The sequence below is a fragment of the Pedobacter glucosidilyticus genome (genome assembly GCF_002483235.1).
Lineage (GTDB): Bacteria > Bacteroidota > Bacteroidia > Sphingobacteriales > Sphingobacteriaceae > Pseudopedobacter > Pseudopedobacter glucosidilyticum_B.
In genome coordinates this window covers 36,680-60,014 of sequence record NZ_DLHN01000021.1, presented here as the reverse complement: position 1 = coordinate 60,014, position 23,335 = coordinate 36,680, and the positions used below count along the sequence as shown (strand labels likewise).

Annotated in this window: 21 protein-coding genes; 11 read left to right on the top strand and 10 right to left on the bottom strand. The window is 34.1% G+C overall.

What is annotated here, in order from left to right:
* Positions 1-8: 8 nt before the first annotated feature.
* The gene (gene glgB / locus B2745_RS06825; protein WP_304064602.1) at positions 9-2,084 is read right to left on the bottom strand and encodes a 1,4-alpha-glucan branching protein GlgB; all 2,076 of its coding nucleotides are present in this window, start codon (positions 2,082-2,084) and stop codon (positions 9-11) included.
* Here glgB and B2745_RS06820 point away from each other — a divergent pair.
* Positions 2,083-2,955: an outer membrane beta-barrel protein gene (locus B2745_RS06820; RefSeq protein ID WP_304064600.1), complete on the top strand. Its 873-nt coding sequence runs from the start codon at positions 2,083-2,085 to the stop codon at positions 2,953-2,955. The two genes, glgB and B2745_RS06820, sit on opposite strands and share 2 nt — an antisense overlap.
* A 35-nt stretch (positions 2,956-2,990) precedes the next feature.
* Here the strand turns inward: B2745_RS06820 and B2745_RS06815 are convergent, their stop codons facing one another.
* Positions 2,991-5,450 (bottom strand): glycoside hydrolase family 31 protein, encoded by a 2,460-nt coding sequence (locus B2745_RS06815; protein ID WP_304064597.1) that lies wholly within the window; start codon positions 5,448-5,450, stop codon positions 2,991-2,993.
* Between the two features lie 225 nt (positions 5,451-5,675).
* Between B2745_RS06815 and B2745_RS06810 the strand changes: the two genes are divergently transcribed.
* The gene (locus B2745_RS06810) at positions 5,676-6,659 is read left to right on the top strand and encodes an acyl transferase (RefSeq protein WP_304064594.1); all 984 of its coding nucleotides are present in this window, start codon (positions 5,676-5,678) and stop codon (positions 6,657-6,659) included.
* Here B2745_RS06810 and B2745_RS06805 read toward each other — a convergent pair.
* The 3 genes from B2745_RS06805 to tyrS are packed head-to-tail and all read right to left on the bottom strand — an operon-like array spanning position 6,656 to position 8,933.
* A complete protein-coding gene (locus B2745_RS06805; protein ID WP_304064593.1) occupies positions 6,656-7,105 on the bottom strand; it encodes an RES family NAD+ phosphorylase in 450 nt (149 codons plus the stop codon). The genes B2745_RS06810 and B2745_RS06805 overlap by 4 nt on opposite strands.
* Positions 7,106-7,107: 2 nt before the next feature.
* Positions 7,108-7,599: a type II toxin-antitoxin system Xre/ParS family antitoxin gene (parS, locus tag B2745_RS06800; protein WP_304064591.1), complete on the bottom strand. Its 492-nt coding sequence runs from the start codon at positions 7,597-7,599 to the stop codon at positions 7,108-7,110.
* Between the two features lie 50 nt (positions 7,600-7,649).
* On the bottom strand, positions 7,650-8,933 hold the full coding sequence (gene tyrS, locus B2745_RS06795) for a tyrosine--tRNA ligase (protein WP_304064588.1): 1,284 nt from the start codon (positions 8,931-8,933) through the stop codon (positions 7,650-7,652).
* Between the two features lie 79 nt (positions 8,934-9,012).
* Here tyrS and B2745_RS06790 point away from each other — a divergent pair, with 79 nt between their 5' ends.
* From B2745_RS06790 to B2745_RS06755, 8 genes are all read left to right on the top strand, one after another.
* Positions 9,013-9,690, top strand: coding sequence for an ACP phosphodiesterase (locus tag B2745_RS06790; RefSeq protein ID WP_304064585.1), 678 nt, complete (start codon positions 9,013-9,015; stop codon positions 9,688-9,690).
* Positions 9,683-10,759 carry a hypothetical protein gene (locus B2745_RS06785; protein ID WP_304064583.1) on the top strand — a complete coding sequence of 359 codons (1,077 nt, stop codon included), beginning with the start codon at positions 9,683-9,685 and terminating at the stop codon, positions 10,757-10,759. Before B2745_RS06790 ends, B2745_RS06785 begins: the two co-directional genes overlap by 8 nt.
* A gap of 71 nt (positions 10,760-10,830) precedes the next feature.
* The gene (locus tag B2745_RS06780) at positions 10,831-12,975 is read left to right on the top strand and encodes a cation:proton antiporter (protein ID WP_304064581.1); all 2,145 of its coding nucleotides are present in this window, start codon (positions 10,831-10,833) and stop codon (positions 12,973-12,975) included.
* Positions 12,976-12,990: 15 nt separating this feature from the next.
* Positions 12,991-13,725: an SDR family NAD(P)-dependent oxidoreductase gene (locus B2745_RS06775; protein ID WP_304064579.1), complete on the top strand. Its 735-nt coding sequence runs from the start codon at positions 12,991-12,993 to the stop codon at positions 13,723-13,725.
* A 50-nt stretch (positions 13,726-13,775) separates the two neighbouring features.
* Positions 13,776-14,285, top strand: coding sequence for a hypothetical protein (locus B2745_RS06770; protein ID WP_304064576.1), 510 nt, complete (start codon positions 13,776-13,778; stop codon positions 14,283-14,285).
* A 99-nt stretch (positions 14,286-14,384) separates the two neighbouring features.
* The gene (locus B2745_RS06765) at positions 14,385-15,155 is read left to right on the top strand and encodes a DUF547 domain-containing protein (RefSeq protein WP_304064573.1); all 771 of its coding nucleotides are present in this window, start codon (positions 14,385-14,387) and stop codon (positions 15,153-15,155) included.
* A 30-nt stretch (positions 15,156-15,185) separates the two neighbouring features.
* Positions 15,186-16,508, top strand: a complete 1,323-nt coding sequence (locus tag B2745_RS06760) for an NAD(P)/FAD-dependent oxidoreductase (protein ID WP_304064570.1) — start codon at positions 15,186-15,188, stop codon at positions 16,506-16,508.
* Between the two features lie 10 nt (positions 16,509-16,518).
* The gene (locus tag B2745_RS06755) at positions 16,519-17,808 is read left to right on the top strand and encodes a 4Fe-4S binding protein (protein WP_304064568.1); all 1,290 of its coding nucleotides are present in this window, start codon (positions 16,519-16,521) and stop codon (positions 17,806-17,808) included.
* Between the two features lie 133 nt (positions 17,809-17,941).
* On the opposite strand, the gene B2745_RS06750 is transcribed toward B2745_RS06755, so the two are convergent.
* The 5 genes from B2745_RS06750 to surE form a co-directional block, all read right to left on the bottom strand.
* Positions 17,942-18,208, bottom strand: a complete 267-nt coding sequence (locus tag B2745_RS06750; RefSeq protein ID WP_304064566.1) for a hypothetical protein — start codon at positions 18,206-18,208, stop codon at positions 17,942-17,944.
* Positions 18,199-19,020: an alkene reductase gene (locus B2745_RS06745; protein WP_304064563.1), complete on the bottom strand. Its 822-nt coding sequence runs from the start codon at positions 19,018-19,020 to the stop codon at positions 18,199-18,201. Before B2745_RS06745 ends, B2745_RS06750 begins: the two co-directional genes overlap by 10 nt.
* A gap of 92 nt (positions 19,021-19,112) precedes the next feature.
* A complete protein-coding gene (lpxB, locus tag B2745_RS06740) occupies positions 19,113-20,219 on the bottom strand; it encodes a lipid-A-disaccharide synthase (protein WP_304064560.1) in 1,107 nt (368 codons plus the stop codon).
* A 9-nt stretch (positions 20,220-20,228) separates the two neighbouring features.
* On the bottom strand, positions 20,229-20,489 hold the full coding sequence (locus B2745_RS06735; protein ID WP_304064557.1) for a stationary phase survival protein SurE: 261 nt from the start codon (positions 20,487-20,489) through the stop codon (positions 20,229-20,231).
* Positions 20,482-21,255: a 5'/3'-nucleotidase SurE gene (surE, locus tag B2745_RS06730; protein ID WP_026902648.1), complete on the bottom strand. Its 774-nt coding sequence runs from the start codon at positions 21,253-21,255 to the stop codon at positions 20,482-20,484. The genes B2745_RS06735 and surE overlap by 8 nt, the downstream gene beginning before the upstream one ends.
* A 35-nt stretch (positions 21,256-21,290) precedes the next feature.
* On the opposite strand from surE, the gene B2745_RS06725 reads away from it, so the two are divergent.
* Complete coding sequence (locus tag B2745_RS06725) at positions 21,291-23,081, top strand: chloride channel protein (RefSeq protein ID WP_304064553.1); 1,791 nt, start codon at positions 21,291-21,293, stop codon at positions 23,079-23,081.
* Positions 23,082-23,335: the final 254 nt, after the last annotated feature.

The window sequence follows — 23,335 nt, the reverse complement described above, 5'->3', positions numbered from 1 at the left end:
TCTTTTTATTAAATAGCTTTAAATACGACAACTGCTAAAGGCGGTATATTAACTTTTATTGAATTTGATTTCCAATGGCTACCATGAGCTTCACTTATTGTATGAGGATTTTTTAAACCACTACCCCAATATTGTTCATCATCAGAATTAAAAATTTCATGCCAATTGCCTGGTCTGGTAACACCAAATCTGTACTGATTTCTAGGAACGGGAGTTAAATTTACGACCACAATTAAATCGTCTTTAGGATTATTACCTTTTCTAGCGTATACCAAAACGGAGTTCTCAGCATCATCATTTACAATCCACTCGAAACCTGTACCTGTAAAAGAACGTTCATACATGGCAGGTTCTGTTTTGTAAAGTTTATTAAGTGCGGTAACTAATTTTTTGATGCCTTGGTGCGGAGCATATTCTAACAAATGCCAATCTAAAGAATACTGCTGATTCCATTCTTTTGTTTGGGCAAACTCGCCACCCATAAATAATAACTTGGTACCCGGATGTGTCCACATATAACCGTATAATGTTCTTAGATTAGCAAACTTTTGCCACTCATCTCCCGGCATTTTATCAATCAAAGAACCTTTACCATGTACAACTTCATCATGAGAAAGTGGTAACATAAAGTTTTCGCTAAAAGCGTAAACGGTACTAAATGTTAAGTCTTGATGATGAAATTTGCGATGTGCTGGATCCTTTTTAAAATACTTAAGGGTATCATTCATCCAACCCATCATCCATTTTTGTCCAAAGCCTAAGCCACCTGTAAAAGTAGGATGACTTACGCCACCAAAAGATGTTGACTCTTCTGCAATGGTTTGTACATCAGGAAAATGAGCATAAACAGCCTCATTAAAATCTTTTAAAAAAGAGATAGCTTCCAGATTTTCTCTTCCACCATATTCATTAGGAATCCATTCCCCTTCTTTTCTGGAGTAATCTAAATATAGCATCGATGCTACGGCATCAACACGTAAACCGTCTGTATGGAAACGGTCTAGTAGAAACAAGGCATTTGAAATAAGAAAAGCTCTTACTTCATTTCTTCCATAGTTAAAAATATATGATTTCCAATCTGGATGAAAGCCTTTCCGTTCATCGGCATGCTCATAAAGGTGTGTACCATCAAATTTGTATAACCCATGGGCATCTCCAGGAAAATGAGAAGGTACCCAGTCAAATATGACGCCTATATCGTTTTTATGAAACTCTTCTATTAAGAACATTAAATCTTGTGGCGTACCGTAACGGGAAGTAGCGGCAAAATAACCCGTTATTTGATAACCCCAACTCGGGTAAAATGGATGTTCCATCAAAGGCATAAATTCTACATGCGTAAAACCCATTTCTTTAACATGAGCTACTAATTTTGGTGCCATATCTCTGAAAGAAAGAAATTGATCAGGAGATTCTGGACCACGAGCCCAAGAGCCAAAATGAACTTCATAAACAGACATAGGTTTATTCAACGCATTATGTTGATGCCTTTTTTTCATCCAGTTTTGGTCTTTCCACTCATACCAAGTATCCCAAACTATAGATGCTGTTTTTGGAGCTTCTTCACTTCTTAAAGCAAAAGGATCAGCTTTTTCCATTTCCTCACCACTAAAAGAACTGATGAAATATTTATAAATTTCGCCATTACCAATTTTTGGGATAAAACCTTCCCATATACCAGAACCATCCCATCTTACCATCAACGGATGCGAACCTTTGTCCCAACCATTAAAATTACCTGTCACCGATACATATTGTGCATTTGGAGCCCAAACAGCAAAATAAGTTCCTACAACACCATCAAGCGCTAGAACATGCGAGCCAAATTTTTCATACAACTTAAAATGCTTCCCCGCTCTAAATAAACTAATATCAAAATCGGTAAATTTTGAATAATATTTAACTTGAAAGTCATGAAATGGTAATGACTCTTCACTGGCTTTAGCAACTTTCTTTATAGCTGTTTTTTTCACTTTTTCTACCCCTGCACTTTCTACTACAGCTTTTTTCTTTACAGTAGGTGCTTTTTTCTTTACTTCTTTCTTAACCTCTGTTGTATCTATTTCTTTAGTTTTTTTTGCCATGAATAATTTTATAGTTGATGCTTTCTTGTTTGATTTTTTTTGGATGGATTTAAGCAATAAACAAGCCACGCTGTTTTTACATGTACAATTTATGAAAAGGATTGCGATTGAAAGAATAATTTATCAGGAAATAAATAAAATCATATTTTTAACAAAAATTAATTTAATGAAAACAAAACTACTTCTACCCTTTTTGGCTTTATTATACTTTAAAAGTTTGGCGCAAGATAGCCCTAAAAAATTCACCTATGGAGTAAGAGTTACATCTAGTAATGCTTCTATTGTAACAGAAACACTTTTTACGCCATCAAATATCAATTTAGATATAAATAGTATTTCGTCCTTTACGATAAGTGGTTTTGCGGAACATCATGTTGGAAAACTTTTCTATTTACAAGGAGGCTTAAATTATATTGTTAAAGGATTTAAACAGGATATTACCGGCATAGATGATGTTGGGAAGTTTTTTTCTTTAAGAAGCGATATTAAAGGTAACTATATTGAAATTCCTATTTATGGTCTTTTTAGATTTAATGCTGGGAAAGGTAACTTTTTTATTGGTGCAGGACCTTATGCAGCTATCGGTATAAATGGTAAAATTAAAACGGAACTATTTATGCTGCCAACCATTTCTAGCAATAGCTTAGAATTAGTTTTAAAAGAAGAAGAAAAAACCAATTTTGGTAATAGTACTGAGGATGATTTTAAAAACTTAGATTTTGGCGCTAATATTCAGCTTGGTTATGAATTTAAAAAAGGTTTGAGTTTAGGTTTGAGTTTAGGACTTGGTATTTATGATGTTAGCCCAAACAACAACAATACTATGTATCATAATAATTTAGGCTTATCCTTAGGGTACAGATTTAAATAAAGAAAGCCGGATTTTTTATCCGGCTTTCTTGTTTATTACTTAAAGATTTGAACCTGTCTAAAGTTTTTGTTCACTTTTAACCTAACTCTTTTTAAATCATCAAAAGCAAGATCTCCGGTATAATCTTTACCATCTATCACTACTTTAGATGGCTTAAATGGAAGCCCGATAATTTTTAAATCGTAAGTTTCGTAACGAGGTGTAAATAAACCCTCTATACTTTGTTTAATCAGCATAGATTTTTTATCTCCATTAACTACAAACTTCTTCTCCAGATAAATATCTTGTTCGTAAGCAAAAGTATCTCCATGATCTTCAAAATAGAATGAATTCACCTCATAATCAGAATAGTAAACTTGGAAAATCATTTCTTCTACTTCAAACTCGTTTACATGCTGCATTACCGGGAATTCTGGAATAACAGAACCTGCTTTTACAAAAATCGGCATAGAATCTAAAGGCGCTAACACATCTAACTCTTTACCACCTTCAATCTTATCATGTGTCCAATAATCAAACCATTGGCCCTCTGGCAAGTATAACCTGCGGCTAGTTGCACCTTCCTGAAGAACTGGGCAAACTAAAATTTTATCCCCAAAAGTAAATTCGTCTTCACGATAATGGTTGGTAGGATTATGCTGCTCTATCATCACTACCGGACGTAAAATTGGGAAACCATAACGATGATGCTCCCAAAATGTAGAGTAGATATATGGTAGAAGTTTATAGCGTAACTCGATAAATTTACGGTTGATATCCTCTAATTCAGGACCAAAACTCCATGGCTCACGCTCGGCAGTATCGCCAGCAGAGTGAGCTCTCATAAATGGAGAGAATACGCCTAATTGTATCCATCTGGTGAATAACTCGCCAGAAGGCTCGCCACTAAAACCACCTATATCTGTACCAGCAAAAGGAATTCCTGATACCGATAAACGTTGCATTTGAATACTTCCTATTTTAAGATGCTCCCAAGTTGCTACGTTATCGCCTGTCCATACGCTGCTGTATCTTTGTACACCAGCATAACCTGCTCTGGTAATGGTGAATGGTCTTTTGTTTTTTTGTAGGAGTTTTAAACCATCATAAGTTGCCCTTACCATTTGCATACCGTAAACGTTATGTGCTTTACGATGAGAGCCACGATGACCATCGTATTGATGACGAACATCATCAGGGAAAGTACCTGAACCAAATACGGCAGGCTCATTCATATCATTCCAAACGCCTGCAACCCCAACTTCTACAAGCTCTTTAAATAAAGTTCCCCACCATTGTCTTACTTCTGGGTTGGTAAAATCAGGAAACTGGCAACGACCTGGCCAAACATGACCTTCCATAAAGTAATCATCACTTCTTCTGCAGAAGTATTTATTTTCTTTACCCTCCTTAAATACCCAATAATTATTATCAACCTTAATTCCTGGGTCTATAATAACTACCGTTTTAAAACCATCATCAGAAAGCTCCTTAATCATCTTTTTAGGATTAGGGAAATATTTCTTATTCCAGGTAAAACAACGGTAACCATCCATATAATCTATGTCCAGATACAGGGCATCACAAGGAATTTTTCTTTTCCTAAAATTATCTGCTAAATCTTCCAATTTAGATTCTGGATAATAACTCCACCTACATTGATGATAGCCTAAAGCCCAAATCGGAGGTAATTTATGTGTTCCTGTTAGGGTATGGTATCTTTTCACAACATCCATCATGTGTGGGCCGTGGATATAATAGTATTGGAGTTCGCCACCATCTGCCCAAAAACTAGTTTTGCCAGCATCTTCATGCGCAAAATCAAAATGAGTTTTAAAAGTATTATCCATAAAAATACCATGGGCAATACCTTTATTCAAGCTGATATAAAATGGAATACTTCTATATAAAGGATCTTGATGTTTAGCAAAAGAATAAGTGTCTGAATTCCAATTCTGGAAACGCTTACCTCTTAAATTAAAATCCGTAGGTTTATCGCCCAAACCATAAAAACTTTCTTCGGGGAAACAAGTTTTGGTACAATACACATAATAACCACCAAACTGTACATTTTCTTCATAATGCATCGCCTGGAAATCTTCATTAATGATATTACTTTCGTTATCAGCAAAAGAGATTCTAAAATCTGCTTTATTGATAAAGCAAGTTACCGTATTGGTAGAAACGGCATACCTATCATCTTCTTCAGTAAAGGTGAAAACTGCCACACGTTGGTCTAACTTTGGTACTGCGTAAGAAAATTCTTCTAAGAATACACTATGAGGCGCCATTCTTACCTTAATAATCTCATCGCTTACTACTCTTATCTCAACAGAAGCATCTCCATCACTAAATATATAACGGTTATTTTCCTGTCTAACTTCTGTTACCTTACCTAAATATTTTTTCTCTATAGGCTTTAAACCTACAATGGGGTTGTTAACATGTTGTATTTCTTGTTCTAAATCTTCTGAGGTTAACTCTATAGGGAGGCCTTTAGGCTCTTGTTCTTTCATATTATCAATTGTTTTTTTCTAATATCATGATTATCTAGCACAAATAAAACACTTATTTTCAACAAAAACACTACAATATTAACTATCAAAAGCTATTTTTTTTGAAATTATATCAACAAATAAAACACTTTATTGATATTAATACATTTAAACAAATTTCTATTTGTTAATAATTTTGTTTTATCAAATTAAGCTTCGTATGGCTAATGCTTATATTTGCAGCTTATGAACATAGATAGGGAACATATTTTCAAAATTAAAACTGAAGCCCAATTTAATGAATTGGCTTTAGAAGTTTTTAACTTTCAGATGAGAAATATCCCTGTATATCAAGAATTTGTACAACACTTAAATCCAAATTGGTCATCCATCAAAACGTATAAAGTTATACCATTTCTACCAATAGAGTTTTTTAAAACTCACGAACTTATAGCTCCAAATAAAACAGCAGAAATTATTTTTAGTAGTTCTGGTACTACTGGTACTTCTACAAGTAAACATTTTGTACAAGATGTTAGCTATTATGAGAATAGTTATCAACAAAGTTTCGAATTATTTTATGGTTTTGCTTCTGAATGTTGTTTTTTGGCTTTACTACCAAATTATTTGGAAAGAGAAGGCTCATCATTAATTTATATGATTGATGATTTGATTAAGATAAGTCAGCACCCAGAAAGTTCATTTTTATTATACGACCACGAGCTGCTTTTTAACAAACTAGAAAAATTAAAAAAGCAAAATCAGAAAACCGTTTTAATAGGCGTAACCTACGCTTTACTAGATTTTATTGAAGCCTACCAAATACATTTCCCCGAGTTGATTATTATGGAAACTGGTGGAATGAAAGGGCGTAGAAAAGAAATGATAAGAGAAGAGTTACACCAAAAGCTTTGTAATGGTTTTGGTGTTAAACATATACACTCTGAATATGGAATGACCGAGCTTTTATCTCAAGCTTATTCTAAAGGAAATGGAATCTTTGAATGCCCCCCTTGGATGAAAGTCATGATAAGAGATGTAAACGACCCCTTGACCTATTTAGAGCAACAGAAAACTGGCGGTATTAACGTAATAGATTTAGCCAATATCAACTCTTGTTCATTTATTGCAACTCAAGATTTAGGTAAATGTTATAACGATAATACTTTTGAGGTGTTGGGTAGGTTTGATAATAGCGATATCAGAGGATGTAACCTATTGATAAGTTAAACTAAACGATTATCAAAAATAAAAGGCTTCACCAATTTTATTTTAACTTTATTCATCAATGGATGATTTGGGTTTAGAATATAGTTAAACTCATCATCAACAATTGCAGAAGGGACTTTTAAACCTAGATATTCATTCTTACGGATAAACTCGTCGCCAAATCGCTTAAGTAATTGTTCCTGATTATTTTTCCAATCTGTCGGAAGTTTCTCTATAGACAAAGCTGTAAAACTATCATCAGGTACCTCAAAACTTGCCATACAAAAATCATCAGGAAAAAGTGCTGGATTTAAATGTACCAAAACCTCTAAAACTGCCAACGATTTTGAAGAAGTCAAATAAACTGCCGGAGTGCCAACACTATTCCACCTGCCACCATATAATCGGGCACCTGTACCCGATAAATCCTCAATATATTTGGCATTGGCTAATCTAAAAAGCTCCATTACTAAGCAAATAAACCATGCTCTATACGGCCAAGTTCTTTTGAGATTAAATCAAAACCTAGAGAAGTGTCTAGGAAAGATGCAGGAGTTTGATTTTTAAAAACATAAGAAGGCGTTTTCATCCAAAGTTTAAATCGCTCTAAAGAACCAAAAACTTGCTCGCCTCTTACATAAAGACGAGCTAAATCTATGGCTTTTTCTGAATATGCTGCATCTATTAAAGCGTTTTCATCAAAACGTTGTAAAGTACGCTCAGAAATATGCATAATAGCAGCCAACTCTTGAAAAGTAAAGGCAATAGATTTAATTAAATGAACCAATGCTTTTTTAGGTAAACCAGCTCTGGTAAGTTCAAGTAAATCAAAATCTGAAGATATAGGTTTTTTGAAATTTAAAACACTTAAACCTCCAAACAAATACACAACCGCATGAAGCATTTCTTGCGGTTGTGTTAAGTATTCTATGAGGGGTTCTTCGACTTTATTATTTTCCATAAAACAGACATTTGTACACAAAAATACAAATTTTGTCTTGTTTTGCAAATTTATTCTGCTATAATCAAAAAATAATTTTTCTTACCTCTTTGTACTATCAAAAAGCTATTATTTATCAAGAATGAGGAATTTATAACCATATCTGCGGTAGCAATTTTCTCTCTATTTAAAGAAACCCCACCACCTTGAATCATTTTTCTGGCCTCGCCTTTAGAAGGGAAAATTTGAGTTTGCTCTGCCAATAAAGTTAAAATATCAGTTCCAGCGTCTAAAGAAGTTTTAGCTATTGTAAATTGTGGAATACCTTCAAAAACGCCTAAAACTTCCTCGTGGCTTAAAGCCTTTAAGAAATCTAAAGAACCATTGCCAAAAAGAAAATCTGTAGTATTGATAGCTGTTTGTAAAGCTGCTTCGCCATGTACCCTTCTGGTAATATCTTCTGCCAAAGCCTTTTGTAATAACCTAAAATGAGGAGCAGGCTGGTGCTGAGCTATCAAATTATCAACCTCTTCTTTAGAAAAGAAAGTGAAAATTTTAATAAAATTAGCGGCGTCCTCATCAGAAGAATTTAACCAAAATTGGTAGAACTGATATGGACTGGTTTTTTTAGCATCAAGCCAAATGTTACCGCCTTCGGTTTTTCCAAATTTTGTTCCGTCTGATTTTTTAATTAAAGGAGATGTTAAAGCAAAAGCTTGTCCGCCCGCTTTTCTTCTGATAAATTCTGTTCCTGTTACAATATTTCCCCATTGGTCTGAGCCTCCCATCTGCAACAAACAACCTCGCTCTTTCCAAAGGTGATAAAAATCAAAACCTTGTATCAATTGGTAAGTAAACTCTGTAAAAGACATGCCCACTTCACTCTCTAGACGTTTTTTAACAGAATCTTTTCCCATCATATAATTAACAGTAATGTGCTTACCAGCATCTCTGATAAAATCTAGAAAAGAATAGTTTTTAAACCAATCGTAATTATTTACAATTTCTGCACTATTAGCACCGCAATCAAAATCTAAAAATTGCTCTAATTGCTTTTGTATACCTTGAAGATTTTTTTGTAAATCTTCTTCAGATAAAAGGTTACGTTCTTGAGATTTCCCTGTAGGGTCGCCAATCATACCGGTTGCGCCACCAACCAAAGCCAAAGGCTTATGCCCAGCCTGCTGAAAACGAACCAGCGTGAATATCTGAGATAAACTACCAACATGTAAAGAATCTGCGGTAGGGTCAAAACCAATATAACCGGTAACCATACCTTTAGCCAATTCTTCCTCTGTACCGGGCATAATATCATGCAAAAGACCTCTCCAGCGTAATTCTTCAACAAAATTCATCTTATAAGATTTAAAATTTTTACTATATTAACAAGGTGGCAAATATAAGATTTAGATAGAATTGGTTTAACTATTAAAAATGAATTTCCTTTCGCACTATTATTTTGACCGTTACAACCCCAACTCTTATGAAGTTTTAGGGAGTATTTTGCCCGATTTGTTAAAGAATGCGGATAAAACCAGTAATATATTTCCAGAGAAAAATGAAGATAAGTTTACACAACCTCATGAAATTGCTATTTTAAAAGGATGGAAGAAACACTTAAAAGTAGATAAACTGTTTCATAATGCTACATTTTTCTTAGAACACCAGCATCAATTAAAATTAAGAATAAAAGACTTATTAGAAAATACTCCTATAAAGCCTTTTTTTGCTGGCCATATTGCAATAGAATTAATACTAGACCATTTACTTTTAAAACATCAGAAAATAGATGCAACAAAATTATATAAGCATTTAGATAATGTATCAAAGCATCATTTAACTGCTTTTTTAAACCTTAATAACGTAAAAGAGCAAGAAAAATTCTTTATTTTTTTTGAGATGTTTAAAAAAGAACAATACCTTAAAAGTTATGAGGATGTGGCTAACATTAGCTATGCTTTAAAAAGAATTTTTATGCGTATCTGGCCCAATCCACTTACCACAAAACAAGAAGATACACTTACTCAAATACTAATTGATTATATTTTTGATATCGAAGAAAAATTTATAATTATATTTGAGCAGATAGAACGGCAATTATTGAATGACTAAACGCTTCTTACTATTACTTTTAACGATACCTTTTCTTGCGCAAGCCCAAACTAGAAAATATTCAAATGAATTTTTACAGATTGGTATTGGCTCTAGAGCGTTTGGTATGTCAGGCTCAGTAGCCTCATCAACCAATGACGTAACTTCGGGCTATTGGAACCCAGCTGGCCTAACCAGAATGAGAACAAATGCACAAGCTAGCTTAATGCACTCCTCTTACTTTGCCGGAATTGCGAAATATGATTATGCAGGATTTGCCACTTTTGTTGCCGATAATACTGCTGTTGTAGGTGTATCTGTTATAAGGTTTGGTGTAGATGATATCCCTGATACTTCAGAATTGATTAGTGCCGATGGTAGCATTAATTACGATAGAGTACGTTCTTTCTCGGCAGCAGACTATGCATTTATGTTTAGTTATGCCCGCAACCACAAAGGAAGACAAAAAGATGAGGATGGCTTAAGTTATGGAGCCAATGTAAAAGTTATCCATAGAAAAGTTGGAGAATATGGAAAATCTTGGGGATTTGGTTTTGATGTTGGTGCCCAGTACAAATTAAAAAACTTTATTTTTTCTGCTGTTGGAAGAGATATTACCACCACTTTTAATGCTTGGAGTTATAATCCTGACAAATTTGGAAGTGTATATACTACAACCGGGAACGATATTCCTCAAAACTCAACCGAAACTACCTTACCAAGAATTATTTTAGGGGCAGCTTATTATAAAGCTTTTGGTGATAAATTTGGACTCACTACAGAAACCAATCTTAACTTAACCACAGATGGGCAAAGAAATGTATTACTCTCTGCCGACCCTGTAAGTATAGACCCAACCATTGGTCTAGAAGCCGATTTCAAAAAAACCGTTTACTTAAGAAGCGGTATTGGGAACATCCAAAAAATAAGTGATTTTGAAGGAAAACAAACTTATAGCATACAACCAAATATAGGTTTAGGTATTAGAATTAAGAACTTTTCTATAGATTATGCGCTAACCAATGTGGGCAACCAAAGCGACGCTCTTTATAGCAATGTATTTTCTTTACGTTTAGATTTTGAACGATAAAATCTTTCTAAACTACCCATTTATAAAGAAATAAATAAGTCTCTTTTATTATTATTGTTATCTTAGAGGCTATGAATATCGACTTTTTTGAGCACTTAATCCATGAATTTGAGCTACCATTACAAAATCCTGTATTAATATTTTCGCTCATATTATTCATCATTTTACTATCTCCTATTTTGCTTAGGAGGCTAAAAATACCAGGCACCATAGGACTTATCCTATCTGGAGTTGTTATAGGTCCACATGGCGTAAACCTTTTGGCTAAAAACTCAGCTGTTGATTTATTTTCTACCATTGGTTTACTGTATATTATGTTTATTGCAGGGATAGAGCTGGATATGAATGAGTTTAAAAAAAATCAGTTTAAAAGTTTAGGTTTCGGATTTTTCACTTTTATCATCCCAATTGCTTTAGGTTTACCAGCCTGCTATTATATTTTAGGTTACGATTTAAATGCTAGTTTCTTAATTGCTAGTATGTTTGCAACGCATACTTTAGTGGCTTACCCCATTGTAACCAAATTTGGTGTTACTAAAAACCCAGCAGTAGCCATAACTGTTGGTGGAACTATTTTAACAGATACTGCAGTGTTAATTATCCTAGCCATTATTGTAGGCTCTGCAAACGGAGGTTTAACCACCCAATTTTGGATGAAGCTAGGAATATCATTAACTATATTTTTACTCATCATATTTTTGATATTACCGCGTATTGCCAAATGGTTTTTTAACCGTATGGATGGCGATAAAACTTCAAATTATGTCTTTGTGCTTTCATTAGTTTTCTTATCGGCTTTCTTAGCAGAAGTTGCGGGTGTAGAACCTATTATTGGAGCTTTTATGGCTGGTTTAGCATTAAACAGGCTTATCCCCCATTCATCAGCACTCATGAATAGGTTAGAATTTGTAGGTAACGCCATATTTATCCCATTCTTCTTAATTAGTGTTGGGATGTTGGTAGATATAAGAGTAATTTTAAGTGGCTATACTGCCATATTTGTAGCCGCAACACTTTCTATTGTAGCCTTAGCAGGTAAATGGGTAGCTGCATTTATTACTCAAATTACGTTTAAATACAAAGCAGAACAAAGGCAACTTATTTTTGGCTTAAGTAGTGCCCATGCTGCCGCAACATTAGCAGTAATATTGGTAGGTTATAAAGCTAATATTTTGGATGAAAACATTCTAAATGGAACTATTATCTTAATATTAGTAACTTGTGTTGTTGCTTCTTTTGCTACCGAGGCAGCAGTTAAAAAGATTGTACAAAACCAAGATAATCCGGATTTTAAAGAAGAACCCGAAGAAGTTGTTAATTATGAGAACATCTTAATTCCAGTTTCAAATTTTAATAAGCTTGAACCTATCGTTGATTTTACAATTCTTATCAAAGATAAAAAATCTCCTTACCCCCTCAATATTTTGTCTATTGTAAGTAATGATAGCGATGCAGAAACCAATATTGTACAGGTAAAAAGAAAATTAGAAGATTTTGTAAAATACGCATCCGCAACAGAAACATTGGTAAACCCAATTGCTACTATAGATATTAACATATCTGATGGCATTACGCGTATATCAAAAGAAATTTTAGCAAGCACACTAATTTTGGGTTGGCCGCATAAAGAAACTTTTCTGGATAAAATTTTTGGACCAAAATCTGAAGCAATCATCAATGCTACAACCAAAACAATTTTCTTTTGTGATTTTGTAAAACCATTAAATACAAGTAAAAAAATAGTTTTGGTTTGCCCACCTTTAACCGAACTGGAAGATGGTTTTTCTTATTGGATGGATAAAATTTTGAAACTAGCTAATGAGTTAAGTGTAATGATTGATTTTCATGCTGCGGCAGAAACCCAGAATGCCATTATTAAATATACCAAAATAGTAAAAAGCAAAACCGCTTATAGTTTAAGCCTATTAAATTTTGATGAATATCCACAACTGCTCAGTAATGCGCCTTTTGATCATTTGATGATATTTGTATCAGCCCGTAAAGGTTCTATCTCTTATCATTCTATGCTAGATAACTTAAACTCAACACTTAATAAAGATATTAACGACCATAATATTTTATTGATTTATCCTTCTGTTAAAACATCTGATAATAAGTACACCGAGTATAGTGATATGAATGCAGAATTATTTATCAAAGGCGTACAAAAAGTTAACAAGATTAAGAAAGGTATCAAAACCATATTTAAAAAATAGACTATCACATTTTTTATGCAATCTACATCATTAACAGACGAGCAATTACCTCAAAAAATCATCATTACTGGTGCAAGTAGTGGTATTGGTTTTGAAGCCGTTATAGAATTGGCTATTAAAGGTCATCAAGTAATTGCATTGTCACGCTCTAAAGAAAAGTTGCAAAATTTGCAGAAAATTACGCTCAGCTTAAATCCTGATGCTGTTTTATATCCTATTGTTTTTGATATTGTTAATGATGATTATCAGGGTATAACCCAATTTATACAACAAAAATGGGGAAGCTTCAATATTTTGATAAACAATGCAGGCGCTTTAATTAATAAACCTTTTAAAGAGCTTAGCGAATTAGATATGGCAGAAATGTTTCAATCTAATGTGATGGGGCATTTTAGAATGATACAAGCTTGCTTACCTTTTTTATTACCAAATGCTCATATCCTCAATATTGGCTCGATGGGTGGTTATTTAGGGAGTTCTAAATTCCCAGGATTAGCGGCATACTCGGCAAGTAAAGCTGCTTTACATAATTTAACAGAATGTTTAGCGCAAGAATTGAGCGAAGAGAAAATAAGTGTAAATTGTTTAGCACTAGGCTCGGCACAAACAGAAATGCTAGAAAAAGCATTTCCGGGTTACCAATCTCCGGTACAAGCTTATGAAATGGGTAAATATGTAGCAGATTTTGCCTTAACTGGGCATAAATTCTTTAATGGCAAAGTGCTTCCAGTTGCTTTGGCAACGCCATAAATAAGTTTTATTGGCAGCAATATTGCAGCTATTTTAATAAACAAAACATCATGAAAAATTTTAAATTATATGCTACATTAATATTTATTGTTACGCTTGCATCTTGTGTAAGAGATAATAAACAAGAAACGCAAGACGTAGCAGATAGCGTAAGTTCTGATGTTTCATCTACAGCAACAGAAACTACCACTACCCATGCAGAACTTAAAGAATTGCCTTGGCTTGCAGAAGTTGATACTGTGAGCTTAAACATCTCGTTAAAGAGAAATAATCAGGTATCCACCCAAAATTTAGACGTCAAAAATGTGATTCAGATTATCAATAAAAAGTATCCTGAAAACCAATTGGTTTGGAAGAAAAAAAGTAATGATACTGCTTATGTAAACATCCCTGATGCTTTTTATTTAACACAATCAAGCGGCTCTTTAGGGGCAAGAATATTTTTAGCAGAAAGTACCTTTTCTATCACAGAAATACCCGGGATAAAGGTTGTTTATTTTGATTTTGAAGCCGGAGACCATGCATCCCCAGGCGCTTACCAAAGAGCTGATTTTAAGTAGTTAACAACCTCATCATTTCATTTAACATATTTTAACGCTATAATCTATTATAGTGAAAAACTTATCCGCATCTTCAACCGTATTTAAGGTATGTATAAAATGAAAAAGTATATCATAGCTTTCATGCTAGCTTCTTTAGTAGTATCTCAGGTTACAGCAGAAAGTAAGTTGAAAATAGTCTCTAGCTCAGGTTTAGAAATCTTACAAAATTCAAAACCAAATCATGCTGTTTTAAATAAGCTGTTAAATACTTATGTAAACAGTGCTGGTATAGTTAATTATAAAGCTTTTTTGAAAGATAAATTAACCTTACAACAGTATTTAAAATCTTTAGTAAATGTTAAGGTAAGTACCTTGTCTAAAGATGAACAATTAGCTTTTTGGATAAACATTTATAATGCAGCAACCATAGATCAAATTCTAAGAAATTATCCTGTAAAATCTATCATGGATATTTCTGGAGGTAAAGTTTGGGATCAAAAAATACCTTATACTTTTGCCGGAAAAAGCTATACTTTAAATGAAATAGAAAAGGTAAAACTGATTGAAGAATTAAACGATGCCAGAGTGCATTTTGCAGTAAACTGTGCAGCGGTATCTTGCCCTAAATTATTAAACAAAGCTTACACAGCTGATAACGTACAAAGTCTTTTAAATGCAAATACTTCAGCATTTTTAAATGATACAGAGTTTAATAAACTATCTCCTGCTAAGGCTCAATTATCTAATATTTTTAATTGGTACAAGGCAGATTTTGTTAAAGCAGAAGGAAGTGTTGCCGCTTTCATTAATAAATATGCGAAAGTAAAAATCAACGAAAACACCCCACTAAGCTATATCAATTACAATTGGTCTTTGAATAACAAATAATTTGTAGCTTGTATCCATAAATCATTCAACATGAAAGTTGTTATCATTGGTAATGGTATCAGTGGAATTACTACAGCTAGGCATATCCGTAAGCTTAGTAACCACGAAATATTGGTTATTTCCTCAGAAACAGAACATTTTTTCTCTCGTACAGCCCTAATGTATATTTACATGGGACACATGAAATACGAGCATACCAAGCCATACGAAGATTGGTTTTGGGAGAAAAACCGTATTGATTTACTATTTGCCAAAGTTGCACAAGTACAGGCAAAACAAAAACAGTTACAGCTTGAGGATGGTAGGATGATAACTTTTGATAAGCTGGTTATTGCAACAGGCTCTACTCCTAAAACGCTAGCATGGCCTGGTTTAAATTTAAAAGGTGTGCAAGGTTTATACAGCAAACAAGATGTAGACCTGATGGAAGAAAATACAAGAGGCATTACTGATGCTGTTATTATAGGTGGTGGTTTAATTGGGATAGAAATGGCAGAAATGCTGCGTTCTAGAAACATCAATGTACATCTTTTAATAAGAGAACAATATTACTGGAATAGCGTATTACCCAAAGAAGAAGCCAGTTTAATCAATAATCATATAGCTGCTCATCATATCCATTTATATACAAACACACAATTAAAAGAAATTATTGGCGATGAAAATGGCAAAGTGAAAGCCGTAATAACTCATGATGGTAAAAAAATAGCTTGTCAGTTTGTAGGCTTAACCATCGGGGTAAACCCCAATATAAATTTCCTTCAAAATAGCGAAATTGAAACCGATAGAGGTGTTCTGATCAATGAATATCTGGAAACTAACCATCCTGATATTTATGCCGTTGGAGATTGCGCCCAATTTAGACATCCTAAAAACTTACACCCTGCGGTAGAACAACTTTGGTATACCGGTAAAATGCAAGCCGAAACTTTAGCCCAAAATATTTGTGGTGATAAAAGAGCTTACGAAAGAGGTATTTGGTTTAATTCGGCCAAGTTTCTGGATATTGAGTATCAAACTTATGGCTTTATGTTTAACAAACCTTTGGAAGGTGAACAAAGCTTTTACTGGGAGCATCCGAAAGGAAAAATAGCGTGTAGAATAAATTTTAAAGCAATTAGTAAAGCTGTTACCGGATTTAATTTTTTAGGGATGCGCTTTAGACAACAAACAGCAAACGACTGGATAAAAAATGAAATGCCTTTACAAAATGTCATGCAAGAATTAGAAAAAGGTTTTTTCGACCCCGAGTTTTTTGAAAATCATTACCCGGCAATTGTAGAGAAATTTAATACCGATTATCCTGAAATGGCAATCTCGGTGAAAAAGAAAAAGAAGTTTTTAATCTGGTAAAGATAGAAAGATGAGTAAAGATATTTCCTTGGCTGTAACCGATGGTTCGGGAGCTAATAAACTTCAAAAAACAGGCATTGCTCTTTTGGCATTTGGCGTATTAGCTACTATTATAGCTGCTTTTGGTGCTGGTGCTACGCAACCTGTATTATTTTTTTGGCTATCTGTAGGTTTCATAAGTGCCGGAACTTTGGTTTATGCCTACCCATATTTTCAGCATGAAGCGGGTATAAAAAACAATAACATCTTTAAAAACGGGATGACCAACAGAGGTGCTATAGCCTGGTTTACAGGGCTAGTTCTTACTGGTTTTTATATCATTTTATATTGGTTTCCGCAGTATTTAGAAGGCTTAATCAGGATGTGCGACCCTTTGAGTTGGTTGCTTAGAAATAAAGCTGCCGACCAATGGTTTCTTTACGGGACTTTATATACCCTAGCCGTTTTAGTTATGGGATTTAGGTTTATTGGAAAATACAGACATAATCGCTATCAAATTATCCGTACCCTTTCGGTGATGTTTTTTCAGTTGGGTTTTGCCTTTGTTTTGCCCGGATTGCTATTGATGTTTAATGAGCCCGAATTCTATTTCTCTTATTTCTGGCCTTTAAAATATGGCTATTTATGGCCAAATGATATTAATTATGTGATTTCATCCGGAGGACTAGGTTATTTCATGATTTTTTGGGGAGCTATCATGACTTTTATTGCCACGCCTTTACTTACCTATAAATATGGTAAAAGATGGTATTGCTCTTGGGTTTGTGGCTGTGGCGGTTTGGCAGAAACCATGGGCGACCCCTACAGGCAACTTTCTGATAAATCTTTAAAAGCTTGGAAAATAGAACGCTATACCGTACATGGCGTTTTGGTTTTCATCATCATTACCACCATCATGTTATGGCTTAATTCTGCTTGGGAAGGTGGCTTGTTAGGCACATGGTCTGGTAATTTTTCTCAATGGTATGGCTTTTTTATAGGCTCAATTTTCTCTGGAGTTATTGGTACAGGCTTCTATCCTATTTTTGGAAATCGTGTTTGGTGTAGGTTTGGATGCCCTATGGCTGCTATTTTGGGTTTATTTCAAAGGTTTAAATCTAAATTTAGGATAACTACCAACGGCGGACAGTGTATCTCTTGCGGCAATTGCTCTACCTATTGCGAAATGGGTATTGATGTAAGAGCTTACGCACAAAAAGGCGAAAATATCATCAGAGCTTCTTGTGTTGGTTGTGGTGTATGCTCGGCAGTGTGCCCAAGAGGTGTTCTTAATTTAGAGAATTTAAGTGAGCGAAAGTAAAATATTGAGTAGAATGAGAAAGAACCTAAAAGATAGAAATATAAATCAAAATAAAGATTTGGATAGGATAAACTTTTAAAAAAGATAGTTTCTGCGTTTTTCAGCGAAACTACCTTTTTAAAATTATTTTAACTTAAACAGCAGCAGGATAATCTGTATAACCTTTTTCGTCTGGCGTATAAAGTGTATTAAAATCTGGCTGTGCTAAAGCTACATTTTGTTTTAAACGTTCTATTAAATCAGGATTTGAAATAAAAGGCTTACCAAAAGCAATTAAATCTGCTTTTCCGTCTTGTAAATCTTGATTAGCTCTTTCTAAATCATAAGCACCACACCAAATTAAAGCACCTTTAAAATTAGCTCTTACAGTTGCTCTTAAATCTGCTGGTACTAAATCCAATCGTTTGGAGAATGATCTAAAAAGTGTAAATAAGCAACACCTAAATCATTTAATTTTTTAGAGAGGTAATCATAAGTTTCAGTTACTTCATTGTAAGCTGGTATGTCATTAAAACCGCTAAATGGAGAAAACCTTACTCCTACTTTTTCTTTACCTATTGCTGCAATTGTTTGTTCGGCAATTTCTAATAAAAATTTGCTTCTATTTGCTACAGAGCCGCCGTATTCATCTGTACGGTTGTTTACAACTCCGTTAATAAATTGCTCAATCAAATAACCATTAGCCGCATGAAGTTCTACGCCATCAAAACCTGCATCAATAGCTAATTTTGCTGCGTTTACATATTCTTGGATGGTAGCCTTAACTTCTTCTGTAGTTAGTGCATGTGGCTGGGTATGAGGCTTCATTCCTTCTGCATCTGTCCACATATCTCCAGCTGCAGTCATATCAGATGGGGCAATAACTTTTGCTCCTTCAGGGAGATTTACATGGTGAGATACTCTACCAGTATGCATCAATTGTATAAATATTTTAGCACCTTTTGCATGTACAGCATCGGTAACTTTACGCCAACCAGCTACTTGTTCCTGATTGAAAATACCAGGAATTCTGGCATAACCTAAACCATTTGGTGACGGAGAAGTACCTTCTGTGATAATCAAACCTGCTCCTGCCCTTTGCTGATAATAAGTTACCATTAAATCGTTAAGAATGTTATTTATAGCTCTTGAACGAGTCATTGGAGCCATAACAGCTCTATTTTGTAAGGTAAGTTGACCTAAGTTATAGGTCTGAAATAAGTGATTGCTCATATTGTAATTACATGTTTAAACAAACATATTACAAATATCATTCCCACTTGTCATGAAAGAAACAGTTAATCGTCAGAAAAAAGTAACTTATCCTAACCATTCAAATACTTATAAACAAGCTTTGCGGTTTTCTCAGAAGCACCTGGAAGTCCCATTTTATCAGCTAATAGCTGATATTGCTGTAATTGAAGCGTTCGCTTATCTCCTTCTAAAAGAGGTTTTAGCTCTTTCAAAATTTGCTCAGCATTGCAATCTTCCTGAATTAACTCTTTAACTACCTCTTTATCCATAATTAAATTTACTAAAGAGATAAACCTGATTTTTACAAGCATCCTAGCAATAGCAATACTTATTTTTCCGCCTTTATATAAAACAACTTCTGGTACTTTAAATAAAGCGGTCTCTAAGGTTGCCGTTCCAGAAGTTACCAAAGCAGCATGCGCATGGTGCAATAAATCATAAGTAGCACCAAATACAACAGGAATATGTCTTCCGTTTAAAAAATTATCATAATGTGCTTGATTAAAACTAGGTGCTCCGGCAATTACAAATTGATATTCGGGTAGCTTATCGGCTACAGCTAACATATCTGGCAATAAGTATTGTAGTTCTTGCTTTCTGCTTCCGGGTAATAGGGCGATGATTTTTTTATCACCTAGATTGTATGCCTTTAGAAAATCATCCTGAGGTGTAAAGGCTGCGATAGCATCTAATAAAGGGTTTCCAACATAATCAACCTCCATGCCCCATTCCTTATAAAAATCTACCTCAAAAGGTAAAATGCAAAACATTTTATCTACTACCTTTTTAATTTTGAGTACACGTTTTTGGTTCCATGCCCAAACTTTAGGGGAGATATAATAGCATACTTTGATATTGTGTTTTTTAGCAAACTCGGCAATTTTCAGGTTAAAACCTGGGAAATCAACTAAAATTAAAACATCAGGCTGGTAGGTTAATACATCCTGTTTACAGAAAGCAATGTTTTTAAGAACCGTTCTTAAATTCATGAGTACTTCTAAGAAGCCCATAAAAGCCATATCTGCATAGTGCTTTACGAGGGTTCCACCTTGAGCCTGCATTAAATCGCCACCAAAAAATCTAAACTCGGCCTTAGTGTCTAAACTTTTAAGTGCTTTCATGAGGTTTGCACCATGCAAATCTCCAGAGGCCTCGCCTGCTACGATGTAATATCTCATGATAGATGTTTAAAGATTGTATTTGTAAAAAAAGAAGATAATTGCACAAATAAAAGATGCAGAAATGATACCTCTTACCGTTTGCTCGTACTCGTCTTTATATACAAACTTTATAAGTACCAGATTTAAAGCTACACAACCTATGTATAATAAATCGTCTTTTGCTAATACTACCAGATTTCTTTTTATCAATTGTACCAACAAAAATGCTATACCAGGTACAACAAGTCCTAGTACTAAGCCTAACCAAACATTATCTTTTTTAAACATTAAAATCCCATGTGTTTAAAATAGAAATTGCATGATGAGCTGTCATATCAAACTGAACAGGTACTACAGAAACAAAACCATTATTTAAGGCCCAAACATCAGAATCCTCTCCATGGTCATGCGATTGGAAAACACCTGTTAACCAATAATAACTTCTTTTGTAAGGATCTTGTCTTTCGTCAAAATCCTCGGCCCATTTAGCATTTGCTTGTCGGCATATTTTGATACCCTTTAATTGAGACCCTGCTGGAAAATTAACATTTAACAAAACACCCGGTTGTAAGCCATTTTTAAGTACTTGTAAACAAATTTCTTTGATGTATTTTTTGCAATGTTCAAAATTGGCATCCCATGTGTAATCATCTAAAGAGAAACCAATTGAAGGAATACTTTCTATAGCGCCTTCAACAGCTGCAGACATGGTACCAGAATATAAAACATTAATAGAATTATTAAGACCATGGTTAATTCCTGAAACGCAGATGTCAGGTTTTTTACCTTTAAAAATTTTGGTTACAGCTAGTTTTACACAATCTACAGGTGTACCAGAGCATTTATACATCTCTACCCCTTCGTACAAACTAACCTTATCCATTCTTAAAGGCTTACCTATAGTAATAGCATGGCCCATACCAGATTGCGGACTATCAGGAGCAACTACGGTTACTTCTCCTAACTCTTTCATCACTTCAATTAAAGCTTTTATTCCTGGAGCAGTTATACCATCATCATTAACCACTAATATTTTATATTTTTTTGTACTCATCTGTTTTATCGTAATTATTATTTATCTTGATTCGCATGCCTAAAGACACACCAAATATTACAAAGTTAAGAAAGCTGAGGGTAAAACTAAGAAAGATTGTAAGTCAGCAAAAAAACAAGAATATAACCGTTATCATTTTAAGTGCTCTAGTGGGATTAATTGTTGGTTTAGCTGCTATTTTAATTAAACAGATTATTTATGCGGTAGAAAATTATGCGGTAAGTTTCTTTCCGGGCTATTTATTTTTTGTCTTACCTATGATAGGCTTGTTGCTGGTAACTTTTTTAAACGGTAATATTTTTAAAAAGCTGGTAGCTTTTAAGGGCATGCAGCATGTAATTCAAGCTATAGAGAATCATCAGTCTTTTATCAATATCAGGTTAATATACGCCAAGTTTGTTACAGCAGGTATCACTATTGGTTTTGGAGGAAGCTCTGGCATGGAAGCAGCTATTGTTACTTCTGGGGCATCTATTGGCTCTAATCTAGGAAAATCATTAGGCTTAAACTACCAACTTAGAACTTTATTAATAGGCTGCGGAACAGCTTCTGGAATCTCTGCGATGTATAATGCCCCTATTGGCGGATTTTTGTTTGCTTTAGAAGTAATATTACCTGAGTTTACACCAGCCTTACTTATTCCATTATTAATAGCCTCTGCTACAGGAAAAATCTTATTTGAAATGATTATGGGCGAAAACTTAAGGTTTGATGCTCATGTAGATGCTTTCTCTTATGAAAGTTTACCTTATGTGGTTTTGATAGGTTTTGCTGGTGCTTTTACTGCCATGTACATGATTAAAACTTATGGTTTTTGCTACAAAATACTATCTAGGCTAAACAATCCCTATTTAATGGCTTTAATAGGTGGTGGTCTTTTAGGTTGTTTGATATATATTTTTCCAGCTTTATATGGCGAAGGTTATGTGAGTATAAACCGTTTATTGCATGGGCAAGAAACTGAGGTTTGGAAAAACTCTATCTTCCAAAATTTAGATATTCCTTTTCAGGGATTATTGGTTTTGTTGATATTACTTTTGTTACGGCCACTTAGCACCGGCCTAAGTTTAAGTGCAGGTGGCGAAGGGGGTTATTTTGCTCCATCTTTAGTAGCAGGTGGTATAAGTGGTTACTTATTATACAAACTTGTTATCCTGTTAAGTGGTCATCATTTAGATTTAGAAGGTAATACTTTTATATTTTTAGGGATGGCTGCCACTTTTGCATGTGTGATGCGAGCACCTGTAACAGCTATTTTCTTAATTGCTGATACCACCCAAAGCTATGCGATAATTGTCCCTTTAATGATAGCTACAACCGTAGCCTACACTTTTAAAAACTATATAGATGCGCATCACCCTCTTAAAAAAGATGGTCATGGACCATTACAAATTGAGAAATTTATCCTTAACCAGATTAATTTGCATAATATCATAGAGCCAGTGAATACTTTTGTATATAGCAACTATACATTACGTAAAATAATTGAACACTTTTCTAACCATGACCACGCTATAATACCAGTTTTGAATAGTGAGAATAAAGTTGTAGGAATTATTGAACTAAAAACAGTACGAGAATTAATGAAAAATTTCGAACAATATGATAGCATTATTGCCAAGCAACTCTTGCAAACAGAATTTACTTTGATTGAATATGCTCAACTTAGAAATCAATTAGTTAGTAATCCTGAACTGATAAATCTTGACTATATTTTAGTGAGTAAAAAAGAAATTATCATAGGTTATGTCTCACGTTATAAACTATTAAATATTTTTAACAATTATTTAAATACGCCAGATAATCTGTTTGGCAAATTCAATTAATTAAAAACGATAGCCTAAACTTACTTTTGAACCTCTATTTCCTTCAAAAATCAAAAGAAACCTTTTGAGCTGATAAAAAAAGTTAAATTAAAATAAATACTATTGATATTTGAGGCTAAATTATCAGAAGGAGAACCTTCGTATTTTAAATTTCTAAATGTTACTTAATATTAGATTCCGAAAGAAGCATTACCATAAATAAAATTCGCCTAAATAGGCGTGTATTTTTTTCCCCTAATGGGGAAATACACATT

Coding starts and splice junctions, on each gene's coding strand:
- B2745_RS06820 (WP_304064600.1), top strand. CDS start 2,083: ATGAATAATTTTATAGTTGATGCTTTCTTGTTTGATTTTTTTTGGATG.
- glgB (WP_304064602.1), bottom strand. CDS start 2,084: ATGGCAAAAAAAACTAAAGAAATAGATACAACAGAGGTTAAGAAAGAA.
- B2745_RS06815 (WP_304064597.1), bottom strand. CDS start 5,450: ATGAAAGAACAAGAGCCTAAAGGCCTCCCTATAGAGTTAACCTCAGAA.
- B2745_RS06810 (WP_304064594.1), top strand. CDS start 5,676: ATGAACATAGATAGGGAACATATTTTCAAAATTAAAACTGAAGCCCAA.
- B2745_RS06805 (WP_304064593.1), bottom strand. CDS start 7,105: ATGGAGCTTTTTAGATTAGCCAATGCCAAATATATTGAGGATTTATCG.
- parS (WP_304064591.1), bottom strand. CDS start 7,599: ATGGAAAATAATAAAGTCGAAGAACCCCTCATAGAATACTTAACACAA.
- tyrS (WP_304064588.1), bottom strand. CDS start 8,933: ATGAATTTTGTTGAAGAATTACGCTGGAGAGGTCTTTTGCATGATATT.
- B2745_RS06790 (WP_304064585.1), top strand. CDS start 9,013: ATGAATTTCCTTTCGCACTATTATTTTGACCGTTACAACCCCAACTCT.
- B2745_RS06785 (WP_304064583.1), top strand. CDS start 9,683: ATGACTAAACGCTTCTTACTATTACTTTTAACGATACCTTTTCTTGCG.
- B2745_RS06780 (WP_304064581.1), top strand. CDS start 10,831: ATGAATATCGACTTTTTTGAGCACTTAATCCATGAATTTGAGCTACCA.
- B2745_RS06775 (WP_304064579.1), top strand. CDS start 12,991: ATGCAATCTACATCATTAACAGACGAGCAATTACCTCAAAAAATCATC.
- B2745_RS06770 (WP_304064576.1), top strand. CDS start 13,776: ATGAAAAATTTTAAATTATATGCTACATTAATATTTATTGTTACGCTT.
- B2745_RS06765 (WP_304064573.1), top strand. CDS start 14,385: ATGAAAAAGTATATCATAGCTTTCATGCTAGCTTCTTTAGTAGTATCT.
- B2745_RS06760 (WP_304064570.1), top strand. CDS start 15,186: ATGAAAGTTGTTATCATTGGTAATGGTATCAGTGGAATTACTACAGCT.
- B2745_RS06755 (WP_304064568.1), top strand. CDS start 16,519: ATGAGTAAAGATATTTCCTTGGCTGTAACCGATGGTTCGGGAGCTAAT.
- B2745_RS06745 (WP_304064563.1), bottom strand. CDS start 19,020: ATGAGCAATCACTTATTTCAGACCTATAACTTAGGTCAACTTACCTTA.
- lpxB (WP_304064560.1), bottom strand. CDS start 20,219: ATGAGATATTACATCGTAGCAGGCGAGGCCTCTGGAGATTTGCATGGT.
- B2745_RS06735 (WP_304064557.1), bottom strand. CDS start 20,489: ATGTTTAAAAAAGATAATGTTTGGTTAGGCTTAGTACTAGGACTTGTT.
- surE (WP_026902648.1), bottom strand. CDS start 21,255: ATGAGTACAAAAAAATATAAAATATTAGTGGTTAATGATGATGGTATA.
- B2745_RS06725 (WP_304064553.1), top strand. CDS start 21,291: ATGCCTAAAGACACACCAAATATTACAAAGTTAAGAAAGCTGAGGGTA.